Here is a 17,430-nt window from a genome sequence, read left to right as displayed (position 1 = left end):
ACTTATTCTTTTGAAGTTCTTTTTATTTTTTTGAGATTTTTATATCAAAATTTATATCATTCTTAATATCCTACACTCCCGTAAAATGTCTTCGTCATTGCCTTTATCAATACCTAAAATATCCTTAATTTTACTTTTACGCTTTTTAACGGTATCTTCAGAGACTTTAATTGTACTGGCAATAGTTTTTATTTGACATCCATTAGATATTAACGTTATGATTTGACGATCAATAGTATCAAAATGTCCTTCAGCTAATAAACGATCAGTTTTTGCTTTTTTAGCTGTCTTACTGAAATAGTTTTCACCAGCCATGATTTTATCGTAGGCCAATAACAGTTCCTCATCGTCAAAATCTGTTTTTACCAAAATTCCATTGACTTTTGTTTTTTGATATATATTGTACAAAATAACACTTTCAAAATGGGAGGTAATAATTAGTGTTTTTGCTAAAGGAATATATTTATGAACTAAAACTGCTAAATCACCACCATTAAATATATTTTTATCAGGAAAAGGCGGCAAACTATAATCTAGCATAACCAAATCAAAAGAAATAGTATTGATTTCATTTGAAATGCATTCGTATGCGGATTCACAATTGCTAGCTGAATAAAACTCTAAATCATGGCCCAATCTATTATGCGAAAGAATAGTCTGATAAGCAGTAATCATTGAAGGATGATCTTCAACTATTAATATTTTTTTTGTCATAAATATTTAAAACTCAAATTTATTGAATTCTAATGGGATTGACAAATTTATTTTTGTTCCTATATTTTGTTTAGACTCTATTGAGAATTGTCCGTTAAGCTCTATGGTGCGATATTCCATATTTTTTAAACCAATTCCTTTTTTAATTTGCTGTATTTCAAAACCTTTTCCATTATCAGCAATTTGAACTCCTATACTTGTTTCATTTTTAGTAATTGCAATCGTTATTAAATTAGCGTCTGCATATTTATTAATGTTCTGTAAAGCTTCTTGAAAAATTCTGTAAAGATTCATTTTTACATTTTTATCAATAACAGACCATACTATTCTTGGATCAACTTCTATGCTTATTTTAGCTAATGAATTTAGATTTAACTCTGTGAATAATGCTTTAATCATGGCTTCAAAATCATCTGAGCCTGAAAAAACAGTAGTATTTAAATCGTGTGTAAGGTTCCTAATTTCCTCTTCAATATCTTTCATACCCGCAATATGATCTAAATGCTTTTTTATGGATTCTTGAGATTGATTGTATTTAATTTCATATAAATTCATTCGTATTGCTGACAATTTTCCAATTATTCCATCATGGAGATCCCTGGAAATTCGTTGCTTTTCAATAAGCTTGCCTTCTTCAATTTTTTGTTGATTTGAAAGTATCAAATTGTATATCTGTGAATCATTAAGAGCTTGTTCCTGTTTACGGAACAATTTTTCAAGTTTAATATTTTTGTTTTTGATGGATAAAACAAATAATAATATTAGCAATATAAATCCACTTAAAGCAGCGTATAAATAAAACTGTTTAGAGATTTCATTTTTTTTATCCTCAACTACTTTTTTTTCTTGGACTATTTGGTCAGTCTCAAACTCAATTCGGGCATATTTATCTCGAGAAGTACGCTCTACATCTTGAAGACTATCAGTAAGCTGAATATATTTATTTGAAAAAAAGGATTCCTCTTGAGGATTAACAAGAGCTAATAATTTAAGAATTGTGAGCTCGTCTTCAAAAAGGTTATTTTTATGTGCTTGAAATTGCGCTTCTTTTAAGAAGTAATTCGCTTTTGAGTAGTTTTTTTGATTTAAATAATATTCGCCTAAATAAATTTTAGAAGTTATCTGAATAGGTGTACTTCCAATGCTGTCGCCAATTCTTAAAGTTTCTTCAAATTGTTTAAATGATGATTTATCACCTAGTTTAAATTTAGAGTAAGCCAATTTATTGATAAGATAACAATAAATTGGAGGATCTATTTTTTTAAAATCAGCTAAAGCTAATCCCTGTTTTGCAAATGCAATGGACTTACTATATTTTTGGTTTTTTACATAAATATTTGCAATATGATTATAGGGTTGGCATTTATATGATAAATACATTGGCTCTGATTTTAGATATTCAGAGGCTTCAATAGCTTTATTGTAATACTCTAAAGATTTATCATAATCCTTTAAGCCCATGAGTGCAGTACCTAATGTAAGATAACAATTGTAAATCAATAAATTATTTTCTTGAACAATGCCAATTTTTAATGCCTCAATAGCTAGTTTTTCGGTTCCAATATAATCATTCCTAAATGATAAAATTTCTGCTTTTAGGATTTTAACGTTTCCTAATAAATTATCATTTTTTTCTTTTAAAATGACTTTTTCTGATTTTGTGTAATAATAATACGCAGAATCATATTTTGTTTCATTATTGTACAAACCTGCAATACTGTAGCTTGCATTTTGAATGCCTTCGTTATCTTTTAATAAAATTGATTTGCGATACAATTTTTGTAATAAGTAAAGACATTTATCAGTCTCTCCAAGCTGTAAAAACGAATCTACCAATTCAAAATAATAGTCTGCGGATATTACTAAAGCATTATTATTTTCAATAATTTTAAATGCTAATAATGCTTTTTCTAGTCTTTCCGATTTAGTTTTAGTTTTGTCTCTGGAATTTGAAATTAAGGAATCTATAGTATTAGTGGTCGAAGCGTAAAATTTTTCATCTTTACGCTGGCACCCCAAAAAAAATAGAATAAAAATCAATGCTATGTGAAATAGTTTCAATGCTGAAGAGTTAAAAATAATTGTAAAAGTACATTTTTTATACTTTTTTATACGATAAAAGGGATATCAATTAAGATAATAACCTCTTAATAGCTATACAATATAGCTAGATTATTTCTTTGGTGGTATTACAACACTACCGTTGTTACGTGGATCAACATCATCTTGAGATTGTACTTGAACTTTAGGTTTTTCTGTTTCAATTTCGTCTGCAGTACAAGAATTTAAAGTTACAACTAGTGCGAAAATGGCTATAATATAAAATAAATGTTTCATGGTCTTTATGTTTTTTATTTAATAAATGTTTGTTTCGGTAACAGCTTTTTCAAAACCGTTACGTTATTAAAAATGCTTTTCAGGAATCCCTTGTACTTGTAATATTACATGACAAATCTATATCGATTCTAAAGTTTGGCTTTAGACTAATAGTGTAAAAAATGTTAAAATTCCTATATTTCAGTATGTTGTTATTTTAAAAACAAATTAACATCTAGGCGTAGTTGATTTCACACTTTTTTTATGCAAACAATGTTGCTTTAACATGATTTATCAACATAAAAGCTGCATGGACATTGAAACTTAGCAATGAAACATAACACCATCACAGGTATATAATTAAGAAAAGTGTTTGAGGTTTTTGGAGTTTGAATTTTTCTAAAAAAAAATTAAAATTAACTCCTGGATAAGGAAAAAACATGAACATTAAAAAACACCAAAATTACTTCAAACAATAGAGGAGCTTATTTACGATATAAAATCAAAGAATTATCGGAAGATTGTTACGAAAAGTGTCATGAAAAAGCGTAAAATTTCATTTATTTTGTAGTCAGAACAGGATTAAAAAAGCCCAAGTTTTATTTTAAAACAAAACTTTTATCATGCAAAATATCAATACTAATGTTTCATCAAATAGATGAAGTAAAACTACTTTAGAACGAAGTAAAATAGGAGTTAAAACCGAAATATAGAAGAAGTCTCGATTTTTTAATCTGACACAGGTATTTAAGATCCTAACAAAAACTTCGTATATTCACTTGAAACCTATAAAAAATAACTCGGAGTATGTATGATAGCTAAATAGGGTTGCTGGTAAATCTTTAGCTAGAAGCTTATTTAAGTGTTTAAAAACTAACCTTAAAGCTTAACATATAAAGGTTTAACTGATCATTTAAAGGAACAAACAGTTTTTAAAAATACTATTAAAGCTAAAAGAATTTGTTAAAATTAAAATTTAAAACAACAGTAAAAAAGGAGGCCCGCCTTTAATTATAAAATTATTAAAGAACTTAAATTTAAAATTGATTACTTAGGTATTGCTGATTAATATGACTCCGGTTTAATTTACAAATCACGATTTTATTCACTCCATACAATAAACTTACTTAAAGTATGCCATTCCTATTTGATCAACAGTAAAATTCACTAATCCTTTTAAAATAAGTAAAAGACACGCATTAAGTATAATCAAGATAAAAAGAGTACTTTTTTTGTATTGGAATTTTGAAAAAAATTGATAGAAAAAAAAGCACATATAAATGAATTCTAACAAAGGATTAAACAAATTTAATACGCTCAAAACTTTTATGTTCCCGTAAAAGACTGTTAAGCTTGTAAAAAATAAACCTATTATCAATATCCCATTCATTAAATACATAGCCATTACAAGATGTTCTATGTAATTTAATTTAGCTTTTTTAAAGACGCAATAACTAGCAAAAGCATAAAAAGGAACAGTGGCTAATAAAATAAATTTAGCGAAATCTTTTGCCACTTTATGAAATCCCGACATTTTACCATCTTCAAATAATTGATCACCGGTAATTTGTGAATAATTACCAATGAAATGACCTACAGCAAGGAGTAGAATAAAGCCTGTGAAATAATTAAAATGATCAACTCTTTTACCTTGTATATATTCTCGAACACTATGTCCAGGTCTAGTTACTAATTCCTTCACAGTAAATAAAAAACCTTTGTCTAAATGAAACACGCCATGAATAAAGTCATGAATAACAAAATGTTTCATAGAAAATCTTTTTGTAGAAGATTTTTGCCCACAAAATGGGCAAAAATTATCTTCTACTTCGCTATTACAGCTGAGACATTTTTTGGTCATATCTTTTTATGCATCTAGTAAATAACAAATATTAATAAACAATTTTTAACAAGCCTCCTCTAACAAGTCTTTTTGCTAATTTCACTTTGTTGTCATCATTCACATATGGAATATCTTTAACATTAAATATACCTTTTTGCTCAGAAATAAATTCTAAGGTACTTACAATTTGAGAAGGCCCTTTAATGGTGTTTCCTTGAAACAAAATTCTAGCACCACTAAAATTATTTACAACTTTTGATGTAAGACAATCTCTTTTTGTCAATTTAGTTTCTAAAGTAATTTTATTTAAATTATCCAAATGAAAAAAGTGTCCGTCAGGTTTTGGTTGTTCTTTAAGCCTAAATTCTTCTTCTAGAATACCTAAAGAACCTTTAATATTATCTTCATTGAAAGCTGCTTGTAAGATCTTTATAAAGTCTTCTTTAGCTTCTTGAGTTAACAAACTATTCAAATCTGATTTTAAAAAACCTATTGGAAGTGCTTTTCTCAATTCTACATTACTTTGGCTTAAATTTAATAAAGATTTTGTAATAAAATCTATCCATTGTGTAGGTTGAACCCCAATAGTAATATGCATTGAAGAAGTGTCTTTAGTATATGCTTCATGAGGCACACCCCTAGGAATATACATTATATCTCCCGCTTTCATTGTGATTTCTTTCGCCCCAGTTAAATGTTCTCTTTGAAAAACAGGTTGAAAACTGTTTAACAGAGGTGTTTTAAAATTGGTGTCATCATAAACTACCCAATGTTTTTCTCCCGAAATTTGCAATGCAAAAACATCATGAGAATCATAATGCGGAGATAAAGCTTTTTCATTTTCGGGAGTCAAATACAAATTTGCAACCACATTATGATTCAGTTGCAATCGCATGTTTTGAACAAATTCTTTAATAGGATCCCAAAACCGTTGAATTTCATTAACTACGATAGTATGACCATCTGCATAAGCAACATAGAGCTGGTTTAAATTTAAACTCCCATCTTGGTTTTCGTATACAGTAGGATTCAAGGTTTGCTGGCTTTTCACAACTTTTAGGTTTATTCCTCTAGGACGACTATACTCTAGAAGTTTATCTAAATCATCAATAGAAAATAATGCTGAAAAAAAATCTGAATCATCTCGAGATATGTGTAAGACTTGTTTCTCCCAATAATTAATTTTAAAATCTCTAACACTAATGGGATTAATTAAATCTTCAAAACTTTCTAGTTTTTTATTAGTTTCAATATTTGTAATCATAAAATTTGTTTATATGTTTTTTGCTCTATTTTAAAAAGCCAAATGAAAATGTAGCTAAATAGAAGAGGTGTTAGGAATTACATATAATAAAATAGTAGAAAAATTAAATTTTTCTACTATTTTATTAAAAAAAGGCAGGCAACCAATTAAAAAATGTTTTTTAGTATATTTATGAAATGTAATTTATTATACAAAAATTTACTTACTATTATTTCTACAATAATCATTTTATACTTAAGATTTAAAACCTATTTTTTCAATTTTAAAATTGCAATAATCGCATTAATAAATAATATAACTAGACCTAATGCGATAAAAGTATATCCGATTTTTTTATTGTCATTATTAATTAAATGGTAACCAAAATATCCTAACCCAATTCCAACTATGATAACAAAAAAAATAATTCCATCATTTTTTTCTTTTTGTGTCATAATATTTTTCAATTTGTATAATATCCCACTGCACATCCAATAGCACCTGCAACTAGGCAAATTCCACCAATAATAAGAGTTGCTGCTATTACATCTCCTCCAGCAACTAATTCTAATTGTTCATCTGACAATTCTAATGAATCTAATTCATTTTTTGGTGGAATGTTTAAATAGATTATTGATGAATCTGACTGATCTTCTACATGATAACGATAATCAGAAGATATTTTATGCCCAACAATTTCTTCAATTATAATAGAAGGATTATTAATAAATCTTTCTTTGAACTCTGGACTTTCCCATGACATCTGGTATAAGTTGTTTAAAACTTTTAACCCAACTGTTTGACTTTCTGTATAAGTATTCATAATATTTTTTTTTATTGTGCTAAATCTTTCCCTAATAAATATCCGCCTCCAGCAAACATTCCTATAACTGTTACTATAGCGCAAGCTGCTATAATATCTCCACCTGCAACCATTTCTAATTGATCATCGGTCAACTCCATTTCATCCAAGTTAAGTTTTGCTGGAATATTCAAATAAATTATAGATTCATTAGTTTGGTCTTCTACTAAAAGTTTTTTATTTTCGGGTATAGTAAAACTATTATTAGTAAATTCCTTTATGGTTCTTAAAGGATTTTTTACCAGCTGCTCTTTAAACTCAGCAGATTCCCATGCTTTTTCTACTAGAGCTCTCATCAACTCAGCTCCTTTATCTTGATTTTCTTTAGTGTATATCATTTCTTCAAATTTTAAAGTATTATTATATATGTACTAGAATTCTACCGTTCCTGGAGGAAAACAAATAATAGGACCCCAAGGTATTGTTATGATTGGTAAAGGCATCATTCCTCCTGCTACAGCCTCAAGCTGTTCTTCGTTCAACTCGACATCTACAGGATTTTGTGAATTAGCTGGAATATTAATATATACCGTAGATTCATCTGTTTGATCTCTCACAACTAATGTTTTACCCTCAGGTAAATTCATCTTTTTACCTGTAAATTTTTCAATTGCAGCTATTGGGTTTTCGATTAATTCTTTTTTAAATGCTGTGTCCTCCCATGCTTTTTGTACAATTTCTGCGTACAGTTTTTGTTCTTGTGTAAATTCCATTTTATAAAATTTATAATTATTAGTTAGGTTTAATATAGCTCTGGTAAAATTGGCAGCGGGGTCCAAGGTCCTGGAAAAGGAAAAGTTGGAGTACAGCCACCAGGACCCTCAATTCCACCAGCAACTGCCTCTAATTGCTCTTCATTCAACTCAACATCATCTACTTTTTTTGATGCTGCAGGTATATTGATATAAACAGTAGATTCATCCGTTTGATCTCTTACTATTAATGTTTTGCCTTCTGGAAGGTTCATTTTTTTTCCAGTTAATTTTTCTATTGCAGCAACAGGATTTGCTATTAATTCTTGTTTAAATGAAGCATCTTCCCATGCTTTTTGTACAATCTCTGCGTACAATTTTTGTTCTTGTGTGAATTCCATTTGATTAATTTTATAGTTATTAATAGTTTTCTTGTTATACGCTTATAGTAGGACATATAAATAGTAGAAAGTCTTTAATCGGTGACTTCCCACCTGCAACAGCTTCTAACTGCTCTTCATTTAATTCCATGTTGTCAAAATCTACCCTAGCAGGTATATTAATATAAACCGTAGACTCATCTGTTTGATCTCTTACAACCATTTTCTTTCCAGGTGGCAAGTTGATTTTTTTTCCAGTCAATCTTTCAATTGCAGCTATTGGGTTAGTCATTAACTCATCTTTGAAACTCTTATCTTCCCATGCTTTTTGTACAATTTCTGCGTATAGTTTTTGATCTTGTGTGAATTCCATATTTATTTATTTTTAGATTATAAAGAGGTTAGATTTTAATAATATCTTTCAATTCTGGAAATAAATTATTTACTAAATCAGCCCATACCGTTTGTCCACCTCCCGCAATAATTTCTAATTGCTCTTCATTAAGCTCTATATCTTCTATACTGGGTTCAACTGGAATATTCATGTAAACCTTTGACTTATCCGTTTGATCATTTACCACTAGTGTTTTACCTTCTGGCAATATGATTTTTGCTCCTGTAAGATTCTCAATTGCTATTATTGGATCACTTATTAAATTTTTTCTAAAATCAATATCTTCCCATGCTTTTGAAATTATTAATCGTAAAACTTGTTCTTTATTTTTGTTTTGCCCCATGACTCAATTTCTTAATTAATGTAAAATTAGCTGATCTGTTTGCGACAAAATTGCCAAATAAACCGACAAAAAAACATCTTAGTTGCAACCTGTTAAATCATAAATCACAAACCTGATTTTGCTTTTACTCTTTAAATCATTCTCATTATTAATGTAAAATTAGCAAGTCTATTTCTGATGAAATTGCCAAATAAACCGACAAAAAAACATCTTAGTTGTAATCTATACAAACTATAAAATGTGAACTTCATTTAGCTTTAACTTCATAATCAGTTCTATTTTATTAATGTAAAATTAGTGAGTCAAATTCTGATGAAATTGCCAAATAAACTGACAAATTGCAGTACAACAAAATCAACAATTCAATCATTGTCAACAATTTACACCCGACATTAACCACAATAAATTCAAGAACAGTTTATCATTTAAAAAAGCATAATCAAAAAGATCATTTCTTACCGATCTTTTTGATTATGCTTTTTCATTAATGTAAATTTAAAGTATCTAATTCCTGTAAAACTGACAATTAGACTGACAAAATTGAATTTGAAAATTGGTTTTATTACTAGCGGTTATTTAGTTGGAAATAATAGGATTCTTTTCAACAAAATACATTTTGATTTCTCCCTTCCCTTTTGCGTGAATGTTGCCGCGGTATTGAAAAACAAAAGATTCATCATCCTTGATTAAATCATATAGTGATTCGCTTATATTTACTTTACCTACAATTCCATTGCTTTCAATTCTGCTAGCCGTATTAACCGTATCGCCCCACACATCATATTGAAACTTTTTTATTCCTACGATACCAGCTACAATGGGTCCTGCATGAATTCCTAATCGCATCTCAAAGGCAGGATTATTATTCGCTTCGTTATTAATTTTTCTTTTAGACATAAAATCCTGCATTTCTAATCCTGCTAGTACAATATTTGTTAAAGATTCTTTATCAGGTTTGGGGATACCACCAGCTGCCATATAAGAATCACCTATTGTTTTAATTTTTTCAATTTTGTGTTTTTCAGTGATTAAATCAAAAGCTTTAAAACAGGTATTTATTTCTTCTACTAAATTTTGAGGAGACATTTTCTCAGCAGTTTGAGTAAAGGATTTAAAATCTGAAAAAAGAATCGAAACTAAATTAAAGTCTCGGGCATTTACAAAACCCTTTTCTTTTAATTCTTGTGCAATTTCTTCAGGTAAAATATTTAGCAATAGCTCTTCAGAGAGGTCTTTTTCTATTTTTAAAGCAATTTTAGATTTTCGAGTATAGTTCAATCTATTCCATAATCCTAAAGCTACAAAAACAATAAAGCATAAAGAGATAATGATAATATTGCGTTGCGTTTCCTTTTTTTGAACCTCTTCTTTATGTTTGATTTCAACAGCATGTTCCTTGTTTACATGAGAGATACTATCTAATAACTGTAGACGTTGAAACTCCATATTCATCATTTTATTAGAAGTTTCGCCAGATTTTAAGCTGTCTTTAAAATTAATTGATTTTTCATAAAAATGAAGAGCTAACTTATCATTTTGATTAGACTTATAAGCTTTATAAAGACAATCGCATGCCTCTTTTTTTACAGATACAGCGCCTATTTTTCGGGCTGTAGTATATCCTTTTAAGCATTTTGTAATTGCTTGCTTATTTTTACCTAAATTATTTAATATTTTTCCAAGAGCAACTTCTGTTATACTTATATATTGCAAACTATTAATTTCGGTAGCATATTTGAGCGAAAGATTGTAGTAATATAATGCTCGTTCAAAATTTGATTGTTTAAAAAACAATTCGCCTAAACTCGATAAAATTTCAATTTTTAATTGTTTATCATTTATTTGGTTTGCATTCTCTAATGCTTGGTTTAAATTCTTTAGTGCTTTTGGGTAATTGGATAATTTTATATAAACAATCCCAGACGCATTTAAATTTTGGGAGATTGCTTTTACATCAGTACTATTTTTATAAATCAAATAAGATTTACGAAAGTATTTAAGTGCATTGGGATAATCTTCTACCTGCGAATATATTGCACCAATATTTTGAGAGGTTGCTGCAGTCATTTTCGTATCGTTTAGTTCTTCTTGAACAACAATAGCTTGTTTGTAATAGTTTAAAGCATCTAGATAGTTCCCTAAATAATAATAAACCCCTCCGATATTATTTAATATCGAGGAAATTCCTTTTTTATACTTTGTTTTTTTATATGCTTCGTTACTTTTCTTAAAAAAGAATAAAGCATTTGAATAATCTCCTTGATAATAATAGGTTACTGCTTTATAACTGCAACAATCACCTACTTTTTGACTTTTACCCAAAAGATTATAAATCTTTAAACTTTTATCAAATAAAAGTAATGATTTTGAATACTCTCCTGCATCTTGATATTTCATACCAAGATTTAGAATAGAATCAGCCATTTTAATGTTTTCCTTTTTTGTCAAAATAATTTTTTGTTTAATCCTTGATTGCCCAAAAAAAGATATTCCATTAAATAATAGAAAAATAGAGAAAACAATATGTATGACTCTTTTCATGAGTATATTGGTTATGATAAAATATGAAAACGTACATATTCAAGTTTAGAATAGGTACGTTTTTAATATTTAAAATTGTAAATAAGTTAATTTTATTTGAAAATATCCCCTGAATAATTGTTAGGCTTAATGATTATAGGTGGCGTTATATCTCCATCTCCACCTGATACTATATCAAGTTGCTCTTCATTCAATTCTACATCATCCATATTAACCTCAGCTGGAATATTGATAAAAATTGTTGAGAAATCTGTTTGATCAACAAATGCAATATTCTTACCCTCAGGCAAATGAAAAGGGTGCCCTAAAAAATTTTCTATAGTTGTGATGGGGCTAGCTATTAAATTACTTTTAAAAGTTGGATCCTGCCATGACTTTTTAATAATTGCATCTAGAATTTTTTGGTCTTTTGTTATTTCCATTTTTGTCATTTTTGTTAATTCATTTTTAGAATTGTGAAATTAACTTCTTATTTACGAACAGAAATGCCAAAAATGCTGACAAAAACTTGCTTAGCTACTTTAGTATTAATGCTTATGCTATAATTTCAGACTTAATTTTCAAATAGTTTCATTAATTTGTTTTTTAAATAAAACTTAGTGTTTATTAAAAGTATGCAAAAAGGAAGTTTTTGGTATGTTTCTTGGTAAGAACTAAAATTGTAGATATTGAATGAGTTTTCTAAATGATTTATAAGCGTTTGGTGTGGAAGATGTTTTTATTATAGCTACCGAAAATTTGAATGGCTTTACTCTAATAATTAGAAGTTTTTTCAATGAGCTACAAACACAAATAATTTAATTTCAGTAAATTTAACATCAAATATAAATTTATTGTATCTAAAACAGCAAGTGATTTATTGCCTATAAGAAACATATCTCTGATGCTCCAACAAAAGAAGCAGCAAAGCTAATCTAAAATTATTTTGCAGATAAATGGGAAGCCAAATTTTCTTACGCTATCAAATCCTGGCCTGAAATCTAGGAAGAACTAGTAGTATTTTTTGACTTCCCAATTGAAATCCGAAAAATTATTTACACTACAAATTTAATTGCAAATCTTAAGGGTAATATCCGAAAACACACTGAAAAAATGTCACTCCAGACACATAATTCGGTGCTCAAATCGATATATTTGACTCTTAGAAAAGAAGCAAAAAATGGTCAATGCCTATTAGAAATTAAGGAATTGTTTTAACCCAATTTACCTTTATGTTTGACGAAATTCTCCGACTATAAAATCAAAGCCTTAACTTATACACTTAATAGGGAGTGTTAATTTAAAATTTATTTTATAGATTCTCTTAACACTAGCAATACTATAAAAATCATCTATAAACTTGTTAGATTTTTCAATATTACCCGCTACTAGAAAAGCTTAAGAGAAATCTGGAGCTTTTTTCATTTAAATCCTTTGATAAATTTGTTTTTTTTTAGAATTTGTAAAATCTTTTAAACTTAAATAATGGAAGAAAACGTACTACATTTAAAAGACAAAACGATATCAATACTACCTTTCGGAATTATATATATATTCTCTTTACCGCTATTAGGAATTCTTTTGGCACAAACTGGAGTACAAAATAGCCTTATGATCTATATTCTTGCATTTACAATTACTATGTTTTATGCAATTATTTTATTTAGATTATTTTCCGGCACGCTACTTTTAGAACTTCGAAATCAGACAATAAAAATGGATTGGATAAAGAAACCTATTTATAGTTCGATTAAGTCTCAAACGATTAATTTGAAAGACATTAGTCATTGGAAACATCAAGAAAGAAAAGGTATTGACCGATTTAAAATTTATTTAAAACACAACAAAAAAGATATATTGAATTCGATAACATTTCAAATTTAGCTAAAAATTCTGAAATAGTAAACACGTTAAAAAACTTCCTTGTATTTAATGGATTAATACACAAAAACAAGAAATAAGTTATAAAATTCAACTCACAAAAAAACCTGTGAAACAGGTCTCACAGGTTTTTACGAACTAAATTATTTAACAACTAATTCTTATTTATACAGCATTAATCTATACTAAAATTGATATTAACTAGTCCTCAGACACAACTGCTTTATTTTTATCCATCGCTACATTCAACAATACTGCAATTCCTTTATCATTTATCATTTTCATATTCATAGCATCTAATTGCACCAAATCTTTAGAAACTAATCCACTAAACATATTGAATGAAATATTCATTTCTTTCAAGTTTTTTAATTTTTCCAACTCAAATGGAACCTGACCCATTAAATTATTATCAAACAAACTAATACTCTCTAAATTACTCAAGCTTGCAACTTGAGGATTTAATCTTCCTGAAAATTTATTACTATTCAAAAGTAATATCTTCAACGCTTTTAAACTATATAATGACGTAGGTATTTCGCCATATATTTCGTTATTATACAATGATAAAACTTCTAACTGATTAAGACTACCTATTTGAGAAGGTAATTCCCCTGAAAGCCTATTCATATATAGTTCTATACTTTTTAAATTTACCATCTTACAGATAGAATTAGGAATATTCCCAGATAATTTATTAAACGATAAATTTAAAATTCTTAATTCATTTAAATCGCCAATGGCAGAAGGAATAACTCCAGAAATTTTATTTTTATATAAATTTAATTCTTGAAGACTTTTCAATTTTACAATTTCTAATGGAATTTCTCCTATTAGATTATTATTACTTAGATTTATAGAAACTACCTTATCATTTAGCAATTTCACTCCATACCAAGTAGTAACTGATGATGATAAATCCCATTTGTTAATCCATTCATTCCCATTCGTCGCTTTGTATAGCTTTACCAAGATTTCTCTTTCAGATGAAGATATGTTCGCTAACATTGAAAATGAAAATAAAATAGTTAAGCACAGGATAGTAATTTTTTTCATAGTCAAGATATTTTTCTTTATAAATATATTTAAAGATATACACTAAACTGCTCATGAGCAAATAAAATCGACGAACTACATCGTATATTTTTTTATACGTCATAATATCTTACAATTTAATCTTATTTTAATGTTAACTAAAATAAGATTAAATTTGATGTACTAACCTCAAAATAAAATTTATGGAAATCAATTTCTTAGCTCTTTTTGTTGCGGCTTTATCAACTCTTGTAATTGGATTTGTTTGGTATCATCCAAAAATTTTTGGAACTATTTGGATGAAAGAATCAGACTTGACAGAAGAAAACCTGAAAGGAGGAAATATGCTTTTACTATTTGGAACCTCATTACTGTACGCTTTTTTCATAAGCTTTTCACTTCAAATGCTAACAATACATCAATTTGGCGCTCTAGGAATGGTTGGCGGAGATCCAAGTATCGCAAAAATTTCTTACGAAGCTTTCATGGCAGATTATGGATTAGCATTTAGAACCTTTAAACACGGAACATTACACGGATTTATGGCCGGTGTGTTTTTAGCGTTACCAATTATAGGAACTAATGCCTTATACGAAAGAAGAAGTTTCAAATACACCCTTGTAACCGGTGGATTTTGGATACTGTGCTTTACAATTATGGGTGGAATTATTTGTGGTTGGAAATAAAAATCGCTTTGAATTTAAAATAAATTTCGTCTGCTACTCTGCAAGACGAAATTTATTTTTTATTGAATCTCTTCTATGGCTTTTGCCAAATCAATGTCTTTATCCGTAACGCCATCTGCATCGTGAGTGGTTAAGCGAATCGTAACTTTATTATACACATTGAATAATTCTGGATGGTGATTACTCTTCTCGGCCATCACTCCTACCTGCACAATAAAACCTAAAGCTTGAGTAAAATCTAAGAACTTAAAATTTTTCTCTATTCCATTATTGATAAATTTCCAATTTTTTAGGTCTTTCAATTGGGTTTGAATAGATTCCTCTGAATAGGTTTTCATAATTTTCTTTTTTATTTATATAAAGTTAGTTAATTTCGAGACATTCAGTAATACTTTAACTTTATTAACTAATTTTGAAAAAAAATATTTCTACACAATTTGAATCCAGTTTACTCTTTCAAAATTTACAATTCAACTGTTGAACTTCCTGAAAAATGGGATGACTTAGCTGTTTCAACTATTTTTTTATCCAAAAAATACCTGCAGGTTTTAGAAAAATCCTCTCCTGACAACATGATTTGTCACTTTATTGGAATCTTTGACAATCCGACTTTGGTTGGTATTGCAATTTCTCAATTTTTAGACTTGAATTCATTGGAATCTTTTGGAGAACGTGATAAATGTATCAAAACTGCTATACGAAATATTGTTTTCAGAAACTTTGGTTCTCATGTACTGGTCATTGGCAATAACATGCTGACGGGTCAAAACTGCTTTGCTTTATCTGACAAGATTGATAAAAAGAAAGCAATACAAACGTTACATACTGCTGCAACCGAATTAAAAAAGATATTTAAATATAAGGGTGTCAAGATTCATATTACGACTTATAAAGATTTTAGCGAAGAGGAAATTAGATACTTTGCTGTTCCGGAATTTAAAAATGATTATCAATTCTCGACACAACCCAACATGGTTTTTTCGATTAATGAAAATTGGAAAACGGAGCAGGATTACATTGATTCTCTTTCAAAAAAATATAGAGATCAATACAAAAGAGCTCGAAAAAAAGCGGCTGGTATTGAGAAGAGAAAGCTACATCTGGAAGATATAATCGCTTTAGAGGATACGATTTATGATTTGTATTTTCATGTTGCCAAAAACGCACCTTTCAATACTTTTTTTCTACCAAAAAATCATTTTAGAGTTTTTAAAGAAATCTTTAAAGACAAGTTCCTTTTTTACGGCTATTTTATCGATGAAAAACTGATAGGTTTCAACACTTTAATTAAAAATGGTGAAGTAATGGATACCTATTTCCTGGGATATGACGAGAGTATTCAACGTGAAAAAATGCTGTACTTGAACATGTTATATGATATGATTGCCTACTCCATCAATAAAGGTTTCAAGGAAATTGTCTTTGCTAGAACTGCATTAGAAATCAAAAGTTCTGTTGGTGCAAAACCGATAAAAATGTATGGAATCATCGCACATAATAATGAAATGGTAAATCCATATATGCCAAAAATATTCAAATATTTAGAACCCGAAACTACTTGGCAAGAACGAAATCCTTTTAAATAATTTCATTAATTGGATTAGGTACTGCAACTTTCAATTGTTTTGACAGAATTTCGATATTCAGTTTCGTTTCTTTGCCGCAATATTCCCCATCAATTTGAAAACTCACCGGAATATTGGTTGTAACAAAAGCTTTATCCGTAGAAACAATTTCTACATCATTGACATCTATGGGCATATTTCCAGTAATAATTTTGCCAAGGACTACTAAATCCATATTTTTCAGGATCACCAATTCAAACTTTCCATCATCCATCACACCGTTTGGATTTATAGAAACTCCTGTACCATATTTTTGGGAATTAGCTATAACTATCATTCTTGCCTCACATTCTATTGTTGGAAAATCACCTGTAATGGTCGCAATAAATGGATCTTCCAAATCAATCAAAGTAGATACTGTTTGCAAAGCATATCCCCATTTGCCACGGATACTGCTATTTTCGTAGTTCTTGATCATTTCAGCATTTACACCCAAATCACTCAAGTGAATACTTTTCTTTCCATTAATAGAAATCATATCTATTTCCATATAATCATTGTGAAAAGCAATCTCTAAGTTTTCTTCAATGGTTGTGGGTAAATTCAAATCTACTGCTAAACCGTTAGCAGAACCAGCTGGCAAAATTCCAATAATAACATCATGCATTTCCATGGCTTCAGCAACCATCTTTATGGTTCCATCACCTCCGGCTACAATAATTCGCTTTGGAATATAGGTTTCATAAAGCACTTTTATGTTTTCACTATCTGAAGTTCCAGAAGTGTTGTAAATCACGAGATTCAAATTTTCTTTCTCGGCAAAAGCTGTCGCAGCATCAATAAGCTCTGATTTATTGACGTCTCCGGAAATAGGATTAACGATAAGGATAATATTATTTTTCAAACTTTTTCTTCTTTTATTGATTAAAAACCTCTAAATTGAACTTTTATCAAAA

The 17,430-nt window shown here is 28.8% G+C and carries 21 protein-coding genes; 4 read left to right on the top strand and 17 right to left on the bottom strand.

Annotated features, from left to right (window positions below; translation table 11 throughout):
- Positions 1-51 precede the first annotated feature (51 nt).
- The 14 genes from BC952_RS05040 to BC952_RS04980 form a co-directional block, all read right to left on the bottom strand.
- Positions 52-714, bottom strand: a complete 663-nt coding sequence (locus BC952_RS05040) for a helix-turn-helix domain-containing protein (protein ID WP_121364509.1) — start codon at positions 712-714, stop codon at positions 52-54.
- A 6-nt stretch (positions 715-720) separates the two neighbouring features.
- Positions 721-2,775 carry a tetratricopeptide repeat-containing sensor histidine kinase gene (locus BC952_RS05035; RefSeq protein WP_121364508.1) on the bottom strand — a complete coding sequence of 685 codons (2,055 nt, stop codon included), beginning with the start codon at positions 2,773-2,775 and terminating at the stop codon, positions 721-723.
- Positions 2,776-2,886: 111 nt separating this feature from the next.
- Positions 2,887-3,051, bottom strand: coding sequence for a hypothetical protein (locus BC952_RS14820; protein WP_167445690.1), 165 nt, complete (start codon positions 3,049-3,051; stop codon positions 2,887-2,889).
- Between the two features lie 1,102 nt (positions 3,052-4,153).
- Positions 4,154-4,801: a DUF3667 domain-containing protein gene (locus tag BC952_RS05030; protein ID WP_167445688.1), complete on the bottom strand. Its 648-nt coding sequence runs from the start codon at positions 4,799-4,801 to the stop codon at positions 4,154-4,156.
- A gap of 121 nt (positions 4,802-4,922) precedes the next feature.
- On the bottom strand, positions 4,923-6,137 hold the full coding sequence (locus BC952_RS05025) for a cupin domain-containing protein (protein WP_121364506.1): 1,215 nt from the start codon (positions 6,135-6,137) through the stop codon (positions 4,923-4,925).
- 248 nt (positions 6,138-6,385) lie between these two features.
- Positions 6,386-6,571 carry a hypothetical protein gene (locus BC952_RS05020; protein ID WP_147405261.1) on the bottom strand — a complete coding sequence of 62 codons (186 nt, stop codon included), beginning with the start codon at positions 6,569-6,571 and terminating at the stop codon, positions 6,386-6,388.
- A gap of 8 nt (positions 6,572-6,579) precedes the next feature.
- Positions 6,580-6,939: a TOMM propeptide domain-containing protein gene (locus BC952_RS05015; RefSeq protein WP_121364504.1), complete on the bottom strand. Its 360-nt coding sequence runs from the start codon at positions 6,937-6,939 to the stop codon at positions 6,580-6,582.
- 11 nt (positions 6,940-6,950) lie between these two features.
- Positions 6,951-7,316 (bottom strand): TOMM propeptide domain-containing protein, encoded by a 366-nt coding sequence (locus BC952_RS05010; protein ID WP_121364503.1) that lies wholly within the window; start codon positions 7,314-7,316, stop codon positions 6,951-6,953.
- A 33-nt stretch (positions 7,317-7,349) separates the two neighbouring features.
- A complete protein-coding gene (locus BC952_RS05005) occupies positions 7,350-7,691 on the bottom strand; it encodes an NHLP leader peptide family RiPP precursor (protein ID WP_121364502.1) in 342 nt (113 codons plus the stop codon).
- Between the two features lie 29 nt (positions 7,692-7,720).
- Entirely contained in the window at positions 7,721-8,080 is a 360-nt protein-coding gene (locus BC952_RS05000; protein WP_279629642.1) for an NHLP leader peptide family RiPP precursor, read from the bottom strand.
- Positions 8,081-8,105: 25 nt separating this feature from the next.
- Positions 8,106-8,423, bottom strand: a complete 318-nt coding sequence (locus BC952_RS04995) for an NHLP leader peptide family RiPP precursor (RefSeq protein WP_121364500.1) — start codon at positions 8,421-8,423, stop codon at positions 8,106-8,108.
- A gap of 28 nt (positions 8,424-8,451) precedes the next feature.
- Positions 8,452-8,787, bottom strand: a complete 336-nt coding sequence (locus BC952_RS04990) for an NHLP leader peptide family RiPP precursor (RefSeq protein ID WP_121364499.1) — start codon at positions 8,785-8,787, stop codon at positions 8,452-8,454.
- A gap of 576 nt (positions 8,788-9,363) precedes the next feature.
- A complete protein-coding gene (locus BC952_RS04985; RefSeq protein ID WP_121364498.1) occupies positions 9,364-11,328 on the bottom strand; it encodes an adenylate/guanylate cyclase domain-containing protein in 1,965 nt (654 codons plus the stop codon).
- A gap of 92 nt (positions 11,329-11,420) precedes the next feature.
- Positions 11,421-11,750 carry a TOMM propeptide domain-containing protein gene (locus tag BC952_RS04980; protein ID WP_147405260.1) on the bottom strand — a complete coding sequence of 110 codons (330 nt, stop codon included), beginning with the start codon at positions 11,748-11,750 and terminating at the stop codon, positions 11,421-11,423.
- 592 nt (positions 11,751-12,342) lie between these two features.
- On the opposite strand from BC952_RS04980, the gene BC952_RS15200 reads away from it, so the two are divergent.
- Together BC952_RS15200 and BC952_RS04970 are read left to right on the top strand one after the other, a co-directional pair.
- Entirely contained in the window at positions 12,343-12,525 is a 183-nt protein-coding gene (locus tag BC952_RS15200; RefSeq protein WP_121364496.1) for a hypothetical protein, read from the top strand.
- Positions 12,526-12,792: 267 nt separating this feature from the next.
- Entirely contained in the window at positions 12,793-13,191 is a 399-nt protein-coding gene (locus tag BC952_RS04970) for a hypothetical protein (RefSeq protein WP_121364495.1), read from the top strand.
- A 198-nt stretch (positions 13,192-13,389) separates the two neighbouring features.
- Here the strand turns inward: BC952_RS04970 and BC952_RS04965 are convergent, their stop codons facing one another.
- A complete protein-coding gene (locus BC952_RS04965) occupies positions 13,390-14,244 on the bottom strand; it encodes a leucine-rich repeat domain-containing protein (RefSeq protein WP_121364494.1) in 855 nt (284 codons plus the stop codon).
- A gap of 182 nt (positions 14,245-14,426) precedes the next feature.
- Between BC952_RS04965 and BC952_RS04960 the strand changes: the two genes are divergently transcribed.
- On the top strand, positions 14,427-14,909 hold the full coding sequence (locus BC952_RS04960; RefSeq protein WP_121364493.1) for a DUF1761 domain-containing protein: 483 nt from the start codon (positions 14,427-14,429) through the stop codon (positions 14,907-14,909).
- A 59-nt stretch (positions 14,910-14,968) separates the two neighbouring features.
- Here BC952_RS04960 and BC952_RS04955 read toward each other — a convergent pair whose 3' ends face one another.
- Positions 14,969-15,247, bottom strand: a complete 279-nt coding sequence (locus tag BC952_RS04955) for a 4a-hydroxytetrahydrobiopterin dehydratase (protein WP_121364492.1) — start codon at positions 15,245-15,247, stop codon at positions 14,969-14,971.
- A 99-nt stretch (positions 15,248-15,346) separates the two neighbouring features.
- Between BC952_RS04955 and BC952_RS04950 the strand changes: the two genes are divergently transcribed.
- On the top strand, positions 15,347-16,495 hold the full coding sequence (locus tag BC952_RS04950; protein WP_121364491.1) for a GNAT family N-acetyltransferase: 1,149 nt from the start codon (positions 15,347-15,349) through the stop codon (positions 16,493-16,495).
- On the opposite strand, the gene BC952_RS04945 is transcribed toward BC952_RS04950, so the two are convergent.
- A complete protein-coding gene (locus tag BC952_RS04945) occupies positions 16,488-17,378 on the bottom strand; it encodes a diacylglycerol/lipid kinase family protein (RefSeq protein WP_121364490.1) in 891 nt (296 codons plus the stop codon). The genes BC952_RS04950 and BC952_RS04945 overlap by 8 nt on opposite strands.
- Positions 17,379-17,430: the final 52 nt, after the last annotated feature.

The organism is Flavobacterium limicola (assembly GCF_003634755.1).
GTDB classification, from domain to species: Bacteria; Bacteroidota; Bacteroidia; order Flavobacteriales; family Flavobacteriaceae; genus Flavobacterium; species Flavobacterium limicola.
This window is presented reverse-complemented; position numbering and strand designations above follow the sequence as displayed.